General features: G+C 72.2%; 13 protein-coding genes. 9 read left to right on the plus strand and 4 right to left on the minus strand.

What is annotated here, in order from left to right; genetic code table 11:
- Positions 1 to 2 precede the first annotated feature (2 nt).
- Positions 3 to 1,949: a glycosyltransferase family 2 protein gene (locus tag ABD198_RS22210; protein WP_344004790.1), complete on the minus strand. Its 1,947-nt coding sequence runs from the start codon at positions 1,947 to 1,949 to the stop codon at positions 3 to 5.
- 147 nt (positions 1,950 to 2,096) lie between these two features.
- On the opposite strand from ABD198_RS22210, the gene ABD198_RS22215 reads away from it, so the two are divergent.
- Positions 2,097 to 2,600 (plus strand): metallophosphoesterase family protein, encoded by a 504-nt coding sequence (locus ABD198_RS22215; RefSeq protein WP_344004793.1) that lies wholly within the window; start codon positions 2,097 to 2,099, stop codon positions 2,598 to 2,600.
- A 303-nt stretch (positions 2,601 to 2,903) separates the two neighbouring features.
- On the opposite strand, the gene ABD198_RS22220 is transcribed toward ABD198_RS22215, so the two are convergent.
- Positions 2,904 to 3,269, minus strand: a complete 366-nt coding sequence (locus ABD198_RS22220) for a nuclear transport factor 2 family protein (RefSeq protein ID WP_344004796.1) — start codon at positions 3,267 to 3,269, stop codon at positions 2,904 to 2,906.
- 208 nt (positions 3,270 to 3,477) lie between these two features.
- Here ABD198_RS22220 and ABD198_RS22225 point away from each other — a divergent pair, with 208 nt between their 5' ends.
- From ABD198_RS22225 to ABD198_RS22250, 6 genes are all read left to right on the plus strand, one after another.
- Positions 3,478 to 4,563 carry an S-(hydroxymethyl)mycothiol dehydrogenase gene (locus ABD198_RS22225; protein ID WP_344004799.1) on the plus strand — a complete coding sequence of 362 codons (1,086 nt, stop codon included), beginning with the start codon at positions 3,478 to 3,480 and terminating at the stop codon, positions 4,561 to 4,563.
- Positions 4,563 to 5,192: an MBL fold metallo-hydrolase gene (locus ABD198_RS22230; protein WP_344004802.1), complete on the plus strand. Its 630-nt coding sequence runs from the start codon at positions 4,563 to 4,565 to the stop codon at positions 5,190 to 5,192. Before ABD198_RS22225 ends, ABD198_RS22230 begins: the two co-directional genes overlap by 1 nt.
- A 235-nt stretch (positions 5,193 to 5,427) precedes the next feature.
- Positions 5,428 to 6,342, plus strand: coding sequence for an SDR family oxidoreductase (locus ABD198_RS22235; RefSeq protein ID WP_344004805.1), 915 nt, complete (start codon positions 5,428 to 5,430; stop codon positions 6,340 to 6,342).
- Between the two features lie 78 nt (positions 6,343 to 6,420).
- Positions 6,421 to 7,224, plus strand: a complete 804-nt coding sequence (locus ABD198_RS22240; RefSeq protein WP_344004809.1) for an SDR family NAD(P)-dependent oxidoreductase — start codon at positions 6,421 to 6,423, stop codon at positions 7,222 to 7,224.
- Between the two features lie 153 nt (positions 7,225 to 7,377).
- Positions 7,378 to 8,073 carry a L,D-transpeptidase family protein gene (locus ABD198_RS22245; protein WP_344004812.1) on the plus strand — a complete coding sequence of 232 codons (696 nt, stop codon included), beginning with the start codon at positions 7,378 to 7,380 and terminating at the stop codon, positions 8,071 to 8,073.
- 197 nt (positions 8,074 to 8,270) lie between these two features.
- The gene (locus ABD198_RS22250) at positions 8,271 to 8,456 is read left to right on the plus strand and encodes a hypothetical protein (protein WP_167990297.1); all 186 of its coding nucleotides are present in this window, start codon (positions 8,271 to 8,273) and stop codon (positions 8,454 to 8,456) included.
- A 104-nt stretch (positions 8,457 to 8,560) separates the two neighbouring features.
- Here the strand turns inward: ABD198_RS22250 and ABD198_RS22255 are convergent, their stop codons facing one another.
- The gene (locus tag ABD198_RS22255; protein WP_344004816.1) at positions 8,561 to 9,937 is read right to left on the minus strand and encodes a S1 family peptidase; all 1,377 of its coding nucleotides are present in this window, start codon (positions 9,935 to 9,937) and stop codon (positions 8,561 to 8,563) included.
- Positions 9,938 to 10,116: 179 nt separating this feature from the next.
- Here ABD198_RS22255 and ABD198_RS22260 point away from each other — a divergent pair, with 179 nt between their 5' ends.
- Both ABD198_RS22260 and ABD198_RS22265 read left to right on the plus strand, forming a co-directional pair.
- The gene (locus ABD198_RS22260) at positions 10,117 to 11,340 is read left to right on the plus strand and encodes a MalY/PatB family protein (protein WP_344004819.1); all 1,224 of its coding nucleotides are present in this window, start codon (positions 10,117 to 10,119) and stop codon (positions 11,338 to 11,340) included.
- 10 nt (positions 11,341 to 11,350) lie between these two features.
- Positions 11,351 to 11,731, plus strand: a complete 381-nt coding sequence (locus ABD198_RS22265) for a PPOX class F420-dependent oxidoreductase (RefSeq protein ID WP_344004821.1) — start codon at positions 11,351 to 11,353, stop codon at positions 11,729 to 11,731.
- Positions 11,732 to 11,780: 49 nt separating this feature from the next.
- On the opposite strand, the gene ABD198_RS22270 is transcribed toward ABD198_RS22265, so the two are convergent.
- The gene (locus ABD198_RS22270) at positions 11,781 to 12,194 is read right to left on the minus strand and encodes a Zn-ribbon domain-containing OB-fold protein (protein ID WP_344004824.1); all 414 of its coding nucleotides are present in this window, start codon (positions 12,192 to 12,194) and stop codon (positions 11,781 to 11,783) included.
- Positions 12,195 to 12,397 lie beyond the last annotated feature (203 nt).

Genomic DNA, 12,397 nt, shown 5'->3' on the forward strand with positions numbered 1-12,397 from the left:
CTTCACCGCCTTCCCTTGCCGCCGTTCACCAGGGGTGTGACCCGTCGGCGCGCGGCGCCGAGCGCGCGCCGTGCCCGGCGCAGCACCTTGCGCAGCCGGCCGGGCCGCGGGACGGGCACCACCAGTGTGCCGCCGCCCGAGGCGCGCAGCGCGAACGGCAGCGAGATCCACCGGGGTTCGGCGGCGTCCGGGCCGAGGCCGAGCGAGACGCGCCAGACCCCTCGGGGCAGCGCCGCCGGCAGGGCGGCCTGAAGCCGGCTGCCCGGCCCGTCCGGCTCGCCGGTCAGCGTGGCGTCCGCCTGCAGCGTCCGGCGCGAGGAGACGAAGCGCAGCCGCACCTTCGTCCCGTCGGCGGCGTGCAGGGGCAGCCGCGCGGTCATCCGGGTGCCGGCGACGGACACATCGCCGCGGCCCACCCGGTCGAGACCGGTGCGCTTGGCCTTGACGTCGTTGTCCAGCGCGAGATTCCCGTGCGGCTCCGTCCAGTACGGCAGCACCCCGCGGCCGCCGGTCACCGCCGCGTACGGCTCGGGGCGGGTGGCGCGCGGGGCGGGGCCGAGGCGGCACTCCTTCGTCCAGCCACCGAGCTTCACCCGCACCACCGCGTCCCACACGCCCTTGCCGGGCAGCGCGGCCGCATCGACGGTCGCGGTGGCACGCAGCACCAGCCGCACCTGCTCGCCGTCCTCGGCGGGAACCGTCTCCCGGGTGAACTCGACCGGCTGGAAGTACTGGGCGGCGCTGTTGCGTTCCCGCAGCAGCAGATCCGCGGTGGCCTGGCCGAAGCGCGCCGCGGTCTCCGCGGCGACCCACCGCACCGCGTCCTCCACGGTCTTCGGCGCGTCGGTCAGCGGGGTGCGGCTCGCCTCCCGCGGGAAGGTCATCGGCTCCCCGGCGGCGGTGAACTCGGTGGTGAAGCCGACCCGCAGCGAGCCGTCCCGCCACTCGACCTCGGCGGGCGCCGCCTTCGGCGCGACCCCGGCCTCCCACTCGGCGAACGCCACCACGTCGTCGTAGCGGTCCGCGGCGGTCAGCGCCGCCACCACCTGCTGCGTCGGCTGCAGCCCGGCCGCGACCCCCGGCCCGAACCGTTCCACCACGACCTTGTGGATCTCCGCGAACAGCTCCCTGCGGTAGTCGTCCGGCAGGGCCAGCAGCCGCTTGGCGCGCAGCCGTTCCACCATCTCCACTCTCAGCCAGCGGCGGAACAGCCGGTCGCGCAGCGGGCCCGGCTCGGTGTACCGCTCGACGACGTCCAGCGCCTCACGCAGGTTCTTGAAGTAGCCCACCGGGTCGAACCGCTGGAAGCCGGCGTTCGAGGCGTCGTCCCGGCGGATGTGGTAGTAGCAGACGTAGTCGCTGAGCACGGACACGTTCTTCGCCCGCAGATACGCCTCGGTGACGAAGACGTGGTCCTCCAGGCGGCGCCGCCCCTCCGGGAAGCGCAGCCCGATCCGGTCGAGGAAGTCCCGCCGGAACATCTTGTGCGGGGTGAGACTGTCGATCAGCGGCGCCGTCTCGACCGTGGCCCGCGGGTGGTTGCGGCGGAACAGCTCCACCGGCACCCCGCGGCCCTTGCCGGCCATCTTGCCGACCACGACGTCGGCGTCGTTCGCCACGCCGTAGTCGTACATGCGCTCCAGCGCCTCGTCGCCCAGGTAGTCGTCGTTGTCGACGAACATCACGAACTCGCCGCGGGCGGCCTCGATCCCGACGTTGCGGGGCTTGCCCGACCAGCCGGAGTTCTCCTGGTGGATCACCCGCATCCGCGGGTCCTCGGCGGCGAGCCGGTCCAGCCGGGCGGGCGTGCCGTCGGTGGAACCGTCGTCGACGAAGATCGCCTCGTACTCGTCGGGCGGAAGCGACTGGCGTTGCAGCGAGGCGATGCAGTCCTCGATGTAGATTCCCGGGTTGTAGACGGGAACGATGACGCTGACCTTGACCGGCATTGCGTTTTGGGGCCCTTCGGGTCTTCTTGCCGACGAACGTGCTGTCTTGGTATGCGTTGCCCGATCGTAACCCCGTGGCCGGTGCGGTCCGGCCATTCGCCACCTACGAGACCGTGCCGTGATCGACAGCCCCTCCATGGAGTGCCAGTGCGCCTGCTGCTGACGTCCGACACGCATCTCCCCAGACGGGCCAAGCGGCTGCCCGAGGAGCTGCTCGGTGAACTCGCCGCCGCGGACGTCGTGTTCCACGCCGGCGACTGGGTCGACACGGCCACCCTCGATCTGCTGCTCAGCCACAGCCGGCGTCTCGTCGCGGTGCACGGCAACAACGACGGGCCCGAACTGCGCTCCCGGCTGCCGGAGATCGCCTACGCCGAACTCGACGGACTGCGCTTCGGGGTGATCCACGAGACCGGCCCCGCCCGGGGCCGTGAGGAGCGGTGCGCCGCCCGGTTCCCCGAGCTGGACGTGCTGGTCTTCGGGCACAGCCACATCCCCTGGGACACCACCGCACCGAACGGGCTGCGGTTGCTGAATCCGGGATCCCCGACGGACCGGCGCCGGCAGCCGCACTGCACCTATATGACCGCCACCCTCGACTCCGGCCGGCTCACCGAGGTGCGTCTGCACCGGCTGCCTCCGCGGCGGTGACGGTCCGCATACGGTCCGGGCCGCTTCGTTGTCGGTGGAAGCGGCCCGGGCGCTGCGAGTAGATGCGCTGTCACGGACCTCCTTCCCCACGATCGGAGGGTGGATACCGCTCGACCACCCGCTCCCGCCGGACTCACACACCCGATTTCCCCCGCCTGCTTTACCTGTCCCGTGCCCTCTGACCAGGCTTTTCCTCCCGGAACGGCGCGTCCGGCGGGGGCGGATGGACCGATTTCTCACGGGGGAGTGGGCGTCGCGTCCCGCCCACTCCCGCGATGACCCTGCTCGTTCTCCTACTCGCTCCTACTCGTCCCACGCCTGGATGAGCGTCTGCTCGGTGATCTTCCCGTCGCCCAGTGAGAGCATCGACTCCGAGAGCACCCGTACTCCGTCGGAGTACTCACAGCTCTCGCAGTAGGCGGCGTGATCCCCCTGGACGACACACTGCTCCAGCTTGTGGGTCATGTCGCGGCTGTAGACGTCGTCGAGCATGGCGGCGATCTCGTCGCGGCCGTGCAGGACCTTCGGGTGGCTGGGCTGGGAGTTGTGGTCCACGACGCGCAGCTCGGCGTCGCCGGCGTACAGGGACACCAGGTCCGTCGCCGAGTCGGACTCGATGCAGCGGCGCAGGGTGTCGGTGGTGAAGACGGGTTCTGCCGCGGTTGCCATGATGACCTCCTTCGACGGGCCGCGGCGCGGTCCTCGGAGCGGGCCGCGAGGGGCCCCGCCTACGAGCCTCCTCCGCCCCGGCGAGCCGGGCAAGCGGAGCGCCCGTCTCCCGGCCCGGCCGCGGCGTTCGGCGCGGACACCGGCCCTTACCGATCAGTCGGACGTAGGGTCGTCAGCGACGGACATCGGCCGACGAAGGAGTCGCACCATGGCGCAGGAAGTGCGCGGCGTGATCGCACCGGCGAAGGACGAGCCGGTACGCATCGAGACGGTCGTCGTACCCGACCCGGGGCCGGGCGAGGCGGTCGTCCGCATCCAGGCCTGCGGGGTGTGCCACACCGATCTCCACTACAAGCAGGGCGGCATCAACGACGACTTCCCCTTCCTGCTCGGCCACGAGGCCGCGGGAGTGGTGGAGTCGGTCGGCGACGGCGTCAGCGATGTCGCACCCGGCGACTTCGTGATCCTCAACTGGCGCGCGGTCTGCGGGAAGTGCCGGGCCTGTCTGCGCGGGCGCCCCTGGTACTGCTTCGACACGCACAACGCCCGCCAGAAGATGACCCTGACCGACGGCACCGAACTCTCCCCGGCCCTGGGCATCGGCGCCTTCATCGAGAAGACCCTGGTCGCCGCCGGGCAGTGCACCAAGGTCGACCCCGCGGTCGCACCGGAGGTCGCCGGGCTGCTCGGCTGCGGGGTGATGGCCGGCATCGGCGCCGCCATCAACACCGGGAACGTGGGCCGGGGCGACTCGGTGGCGGTCATCGGCTGCGGCGGCGTCGGCGACGCGGCCATCGCCGGCTCGCGGCTGGCGGGCGCGGCCAGGATCATCGCCGTTGACATCGACGACCGGAAGCTGGAGCTCGCCCGCTCCATGGGCGCCACCCACACCGTCAACTCGCGCACCACGGACCCCGTGGAGGCGATCCGCGAGCTCACCGGCGGCTTCGGCGCCGACGTCGTGATCGAGGCCGTGGGCCGTCCCGAGACCTACAAGCAGGCGTTCTACGCCCGCGACCTGGCCGGCACGGTCGTCCTGGTCGGCGTGCCGACGCCCGAGATGAAGCTGGAGCTGCCGCTGCTGGACGTCTTCGGGCGCGGCGGGGCGCTCAAGTCCTCCTGGTACGGCGACTGTCTGCCCTCCCGTGACTTCCCGATGCTGATCGATCTGCATCTCCAGGGGCGCCTGGACCTCGGCGCGTTCGTCACCGAGACCATCCAGCTGGACGAGGTGGAGAAGGCGTTCGAGCGGATGCACCGCGGCGACGTGCTGCGTTCGGTGGTGGTGCTGTGATGGCCGCCCGCATCGAACGCGTCGTCACCTCCGGGCAGTTCACCCTGGACGGCGGCACCTGGGACGTCGACAACAACGTGTGGATCGTCGGCGACGATCACCAGGCGGTCGTCATCGACGCCGCCCACGACGCCGACGCCATCGCCGAGGCCGTCGGCGACCGCCGGCTCACCGCGATCGTCTGCACCCACGCCCACAACGACCACATCAACGCCGCTCCCGCCCTCGCCGAGCGCACCGGCGCCACCGTCTGGCTGCACCATGAAGACCTGCCGCTGTGGAAGCAGACCCATCCCGACCGTGAGCCCGACGCGTTTCTGGTCGACGGGCAGGTGATCGAGGCGGGTGGCGCCGATCTCACCGTGCTGCACACGCCGGGGCACGCGCCGGGCGCGGTCTGCCTGTACGACCCCGGCCTGGGCGTCGTCTTCACCGGCGACACGCTGTTCCAGGGCGGCCCCGGCGCCACCGGACGCTCGTTCTCCCACTTCCCGGCGATCATCGCCTCCATCCGGGACCGGCTGCTGACCCTCCCGCCGGAGACGATGGTGCTCACCGGGCACGGTGACGAGACCACCATCGGCGCGGAGGCTCCGCACCTGGACGAGTGGATCGCCCGCGGCCACTGACCCGGACCGGACCACTGACCCGGACCGGACCACGGAGCCGGACCGGGCCACTGACCCGGACCGGGCCACTGACCCGGCACGGACCGCTGAGCCGGACCGGTCCGTGCCGGAGGCCGACCCGCCGGAAAAGGTGACAGAGGATGTCCGGCTTACCCGCCACGATCGCAGCAGTACGGGCCGCGCCCGGCAGCGGCGGGCGCGGCGGAAGCAGCACGAGTGCGGCGGGAGGCCGGACATGGCGGAGGAACTCAAGGGCAAGGTGGCACTGGTCGCCGGGGCGACCAGGGGAGCCGGACGGGGCATCGCCGTCGAACTGGGCGCGGCCGGCGCGACCGTCTATGTGACCGGCCGCAGCACCCGCGAGCGCCGCTCCGAGTACGACCGGCCGGAGACCCTGGAGGACACCGCCGACCTGGTCACCGAGGCGGGCGGCCGGGGCATCGCCGTACCGGCCGATCACCTCGTCCCCGAGCAGGTGCGCGCGCTCGTGGAGCGGATCGACCGGGAGCAGGGGCGGCTCGACATCCTGGTCAACGACATCTGGGGCGGCGAGAAGCTCTTCGAGTGGGACACGCCCGTCTGGGAGCACGACCTGGACAACGGGCTGAGGCTCCTCCGGCTCGCGATCGACACCCACGCGATCACCAGCCACCACGCGCTGCCCCTGCTGCTGCGCCGCCCCGGCGGCCTCGTCGTCGAGGTCACCGACGGCACCGCCGACTACAACCGCGATCACTACCGGGTCAGCTTCTTCTACGACCTGGCCAAGTCCGCCGTGCTGCGGATGGCGTTCGCGCTCAGCCATGAGCTGGGCCCGCGGGGAGCCACGGCCGTCGCGCTCACCCCGGGCTGGCTGCGCTCCGAGATCATGCTGGAGGAGTTCGGGGTGCACGAGGGCAACTGGCGCGACGCCCTGGAGCGGGTGCCCCACTTCGCCATCTCCGAGACCCCACGCTACGTGGGCCGCGCGGTCGCCGCCCTCGCCGCCGACCCGGACGTCTCCCGCCACAACGGCGCGTCCCTCTCCAGCGGCGGCCTCGCCCGCGAGTACGGCTTCACCGACCTGGACGGCAGCCGCCCGGACGCCTGGCGCTACCTGGTCGAGGTGCAGGACGCGGGCAAGCCGGCGGACGTCACCGGCTACCGCTGAGTACGAGCGGGCCGGCCGGCGGCAGAGATCGGCTCCGGACCCTCCCGCGGTGATCGTTGTGCCGTATACCGTCACGCCATGACGACGGACACGGGACGTTTCGACGGGTACGGGGTTCTGATCACCGGCGCGGCACGCGGCATCGGCGCCGCCACCGCCCGGCGTTTCGCAGAGGAGGGCGCCGCGGTGCTGGTGGCCGACCTGGACGGGGCCGAGGCCGAGCGGACGGCGTCGGCCCTGCGCGAGCGGGGCCTGACCGCCGAGGCGTCCGAGTGCGACGTGGCCGACCGGGCGTCCGTGGAGGCGGCCGTCGCGCGCTGCGCCGACGCCTTCGGCTCGCTCGACGTCCTGGTCAACAACGCGGCCCACTGCTCGCCCGACACCCCCGGCTTCGAGGAGCAGCCGGACGAGCAGTGGGCTGCGGACCTGGACATCACCCTCACCGGCGCGTACCGCTGCTGCCGGGCCGCGCTGCCGCACCTGGCCGCGTCCGGCCACGGGGCGATCGTGAACATCGGCTCGGTCAACGGGCTGCAGGACTTCGGCAACCACGCCTACAGCGCCGCCAAGGCCGGCCTGATCTCCCTCACCCGCACTCTCGCCGGCCACGCCGGGCCCCGGGGCGTGCGCGTCAACCTCGTTGCGCCCGGCACGGTCCGCACCAGGGCCTGGGAGGGCCGGGAGGCCGACCTGGAGGCCGTGCGCCGCCTGTACCCGCTGCGCCGGGTCGGCGAGCCGGAGGACGTCGCCGCCGCAGTGACGTTTCTCGCCTCCCGGGACGCCTCCTGGATCACCGGTGCCACCCTCGTCGTCGACGGCGGCATCACGGCCGTGAACTCCGGCTTCCACCAGGCCATGCCGCGGGCGGAAGGAGTCCGCTGAGGCTGCTGGCGCGCGAGTGATCTGTGCTGTTCGTCTCAGGTCACCGTTCGGTTTCGGCACCCAAGTCCGTACAACCGGCTTTTCCGATGGGTCGTCTACCTGGCAGAGTGCGCAGGCCATGCGCCCAACTCCACGGGAAAGGCAAATCGGATCATGGGGGACATACGTAGACGGAGTGCCGTCGTCCTCGGGCTCACCGCGATGGTGACCCCGCTCACGCTGGCGCTCGGCACCGCACCGGCGCAGGCCGCGGGCTGCACGACCAAGGCGGGCCCGTACCAGAAGCAGGTCGAGAAGTTCCTCGGCCGCCCGGTCGACGGCAAGCAGTCCTCCGCCGACTGCAAGGCCATCCGTGCCTTCCAGACCAAGCACGGCATCACGCCGAACATCGGCTACGCGGGTCCGGTCACCTGGGGCGTGATGGACCTCATGAACAAGCAGAAGGCTGCCGGGAAGAACCCGAACAAGGCGGGCAAGTGCCCGGTGAACAAGGGCCGCATCGCCTGTGTCGACCTCACCCGCCAGCTCAGCTGGATCCAGGACGGCAAGAAGCTCGTCCACGGCCCCGTCCCGGTCCGCACCGGACGCGACGGCTACGAGACCCGCACCGGCCTGAAGAAGGTCTACTGGCGGAACAAGAACCACCACTCGACCATCTACGACGTGCCGATGCCGTACGCGCAGTTCTTCGACGGCGGCCAGGCCTTCCACTCGGTCGGCGTCAGCATGTGGAACCCGCCCGGCTCGCACGGCTGCGTCAACATGACCAAGACCGACGCCAAGAAGTACTGGTCCCTGCTCAGGACCGGCGACGAGGTCTACGTCTACGGCCGCAAGCCGGGCACCTGAGACGCCCGTGGGCCATGCCGGGCGCCCTGAGATGTCTGTGAACCGTGCCGGGCACCTGAGACATCTGTGAAGCATGCCGGGTGCTTGAGGCGCCCGTGAACTCGCCCGCGGGGCACGCCGGATGACGTGATCAGCAACACGTCCGAAATGCCCGTTCCCGGTGCTATTACTCACAGCGCCTTCACGTCCGGCCCCGTATGCTTCACAGCATGTCCACCACTGTTGAACCCTCCGCCGAGCGATCGGCCGCCGAGGTCAACGAGGAGATCCGGGCCCTGTGGCTCCGGTCGGGCGGGACACTGAGCAGCGAGCAGCGCGAGGAGTACCAGCGCCTCGTCCTGGAGTGGGCCGCCGCCCTGCCGCAGCCGGCCAAGGCGGCCTGACCTCCCGCCGGCCGGCTCCGGCCGATCACCTCGGCATCACAGAACCGTCAGCAGGGCACCCATGACCGCATGGGTGCCCTGCCCCTGTCGGCCCGGGCGGCCGGTCACCCCCACATCGCCGAGTAGTGCCGCTGGTAGGCCCTGCGGTCCTGCTCCGCCCTGATCCACCGGGTGGCCACCAGCGCCACCATGCTGCCGCCGATCACCAGCAGCCCCGGGCCCACATTGCGCGGGTCGGTCAGCCGGGACAGCAGGGTGGAGGCACTCGGGATGCCCGACGTCGGCGCCGAGGAGCCCGGCGAGGCACCGCCCGGGGCCGCGGCCGCGGGACCCGAGGGCGCGGGGGAGGGGGCCGCCGACTGGCCGCCCTCCCGCGGGGCCACGATGAGCTTGACGTTCAGCGCGGAGAGCGCCTTCGTCACCGGCTGGAAGTAGGTCGTGCCGCCCGTGCGGCAGTCGCCGCTGCCGCCCGAGGTCACGCCCAGCGCGATGCCCTCGGAGAACATCGGCCCGCCGCTGTCGCCCGGCTCGGCGCACACATTGGTCTCGATCAGCCCGCTGACCGTGCCCTCGGGGTAGTTGACCGTCGCGTTGAGCGCGGTCACCTCCCCGTCGCGCAGGCCGCTGGTGCTGCCGCTGCGGAACACCCGCTGGCCGACGGCGGGCTCGCCCACCCCGGTGATCCGCACGCCCTTGCCGTCCCCGATCGCCACCACACCGGCGCCCTCGCCGGCCCGTCCGTCGGCGTACTCGATCAGGGAGTAGTCGTCGCCGGGGAAGCTGGCGCCGACCGTGGTGCCGACCTCCTTGCGGCCACGCCCGTCGGAGAACCACACCGAGCCCTCGGGCCCGCAGTGCCCGGCCGTGAGGATGAACTCCCGCGTCCCGTCGGTGACGTTGAACCCGGCGGAGCAGCGGCCCGCGGTGGACAGGATGGGCGTGGCGCCGTTGAGCCGGGTGGTGAAGGTGCCCTGGGTGCGCTCCATGCGCACGAAACCGCCGATGTCATCGGCGACTTCGGTCAGATCGGACCAGTCGTCCGCCGACACCGTGCTGTCGCCCCGGACCACCACCTCGTTGGAGCGGTAGTCCATCGCCCACGCCGTGCCCGGTACGCGCTTGGCCGAACGCAGCGTCTGCGTGGCCGACTTCAGCTCGCTCATGCTGTGCCGCACCATCTTCGGCTTCGCGCCGGCCCGTTCGACCTCCCGCGCCGCCTCCTCGTCGGTGACGGCGACCACCGTCCGGCCGTCGGTGCCGATCCAGCTGCCCGCCGTGCGGTCGGTGCCGAGCCGTGACACCAGACGCGCTCCCGGTCCCTGGTCCACCACGTCGCCGGCCGTCGCCGCGAACGGCACCGCGTCGGCCGCGGGCGGCTCGGTCGCCACCGCGCGGGTGACCATCGTGCATCCCAGGAGGATTCCGCCGACGGCCGCCAGCCGTGTCACTCGCCGGACGACCCGTCGTCGTGCGTGCCTCATGCATCGCTCCCGTACCTGAACAGCGCGCGGTGCGCACACCACGGGGCGCTCCCTTGATTCGAGCGCCCTCTCTCCATACGGGTACGGGCCCCGGCGCGTTCAGCGCCCGCCGGATCGGCCGGAAGACATGCCCGGCGGCGTGATGCCGCCGCACGCCACCGCCGCCTATCCTGCGGCCCATGGCCAGGATCCCGCGCGAACCATCCGGTGGACCCAATCCCCTTGCCGTCCTCACTCTCGACCAGCTGCGCCGCCGCACCAGCATGAAGTGGCGCACCTACCCCGACGACGTACTGCCCCTGTGGGTGGCCGAGATGGACGTGCCGCTCGCCGGACCCGTCGTCCGGGCGGTCACCGAGGCACTCGAACTCGGCGACACCGGCTACCCCGCCGGTACCGCCTACGCCGAGGCGCTCGCCGCCTTCGCGGAGAAGCGGTGGGGCTGGGACGGGCTCGCGGTCGAGCGCACCGCGCTGGTGCCCGACGTGATGCTCGGCGTGGTGGAGATGCTCAAGCTGGTCACCGGCCACGGCGACACGGTGGTGGTGAACTCGCCGGTCTACCCGCCCTTCTACGACTTCGTGCGGCACATGGACCGCCGGCCGGCCGAGGCGCCGCTCGGCCCGGACGGGCGCCTGGACCTCGACGCGCTCGAGGACGCCTACCGCCGGGCCGTGGCGGGCGGCCGGCGTGCAGCCCATCTGCTGTGCAGCCCGCACAACCCGACCGGCACCGTGCACACCGCCGAGGAACTGACCGCCGTCGCCGCCCTCGCCGACCGCTACGGCGTGCGGGTCGTCGCCGACGAGATCCACGCCCCGCTGGTCGTCGGCGACGCGGACTTCGTGCCGTATCTGAGCGTGCCGGGCGGCGAGCGCGGACTGTCCCTGATGTCCGCCTCGAAGGCCTGGAACCTCGCCGGACTCAAGGCGGCCCTGGCCGTCGCCGGGCCCGAGGCCGCCGAGGACCTGGCCCGGATGCCCGAGGAGGTCGGCCATGGCCCGAGCCACCTCGGCGTCATCGCCCACACCGCCGCACTGCGCGACGGCACCGGCTGGCTGGACGCCGTGCTCGCCGGGATCGACGCCAACCGCCGCCTGCTGGCCGGTCTCCTCGCCGAGCACCTGCCGGACGTCCGCTACCGGCCGGGCGAGGCCACCTACCTCGCCTGGCTCGACTGCCGCGCCCTCGGGCTCGGCGACGATCCCGCGCGGGTCTTCCTGGAACGCGGCCGAGTGGCCCTCAGCCCCGGGCCGGCCTTCGGCACCGGCGGGGCCGGGCACGCCCGGCTGAACCTCGCCGCCTCACCTGAGGTGATCGAGGAGGCGGTGCGCCGCATGCGGACCGCCGCTGAGGGCGGCTCCGCGGCCGCCCCGGAGTCCTGGACTGGCCCGGAGTCTTAGACTGGCCGGTATGGACGATGCGTTGGTGGCACGGCTCGCGGCGGGGAAGTACCTGTTGGTCACCAGCTACCGGCGCAACGGCACGCCGGTCGCCACCCCGGTGTGGGTGGTGCGGGACGGTGACGCGCTCGGCGTGTGGACCGCGGCCGACTCCGGGAAGGTCAAGCGGATCCGCAACCGCCCCGACGTCCTCGTCGGCCCCTGCGACATGCGCGGCAACCCCACCGGTGACCAGGTACCCGCCACCGCGGAGATCTGCGACGCGGAAACCACCGCCCGCTACCGCAGACTGATCGCCCGCAAGTACGGACTGCTGGGCCGGCTCACGCTGCTCGGCAGCCGGCTGCGGCGCGGCCTGGACGGCACGGTGGGCATCCGCATCACCCTGTGACGGGCCCAGCCGCTCACCGGGCTTCGACGAGCCGGGTTCTGCCGGTCCGTCAGGTCCACGCCCGGTAGGGCTCGTCGATCAGCTGGAAGACGGGCTCGCCGCGCACCGGGTCCTTGGCGGTGGACAGCCGCACCCGGTCGCCGCTGTGGATGCCGATGGGCGGGCCCATCACCCGGCCCCGCACCACGAAGCCCTCGGCCATCTCGATCAGGGACACATTGCGGGCGGCCGGGGTGTTGCGGTGCACCACCGTCGAGTGGCGGACCGTGCCGACGCCCTCGCTGCGCTCCGTGCGCAGATCGCTGCCCTGGCAGACGGGGCACAGCAACCGGTGGTACATCGCGGTGCCGCACCAGGTGCAGCGCTGGAAGAGTATGGCCTCCGACTCCGGGCCCTGCGCTTCGAGGACGCCCGTCGCGGAGCCGGCTGCCTGCTGAGCGACGCTTCCTGAGTGGTGGTACACGCTGGTCAACTCCCTGCACTCGGCCGGAATCCCGCGTGTCCGGTCGCCCGGACACGGGTGTGCGCGGCTCGCCGTGCCACCGTGCACAGCGACAGAGTATGGCACTGAGTGCCACTCGTAAAGGCACTGCGTACCCTGAATTGTGCGAACGGGCGCCGCACGAGGTGCGCTCAGTGTGCGAACAGGTCCCGCACGGGGTGCGC

Origin of the sequence: Streptomyces thermocarboxydovorans, from assembly GCF_039524635.1 — a bacterium.
In the GTDB taxonomy this organism is placed as follows: Bacteria; Actinomycetota; Actinomycetes; order Streptomycetales; family Streptomycetaceae; genus Streptomyces; species Streptomyces thermocarboxydovorans.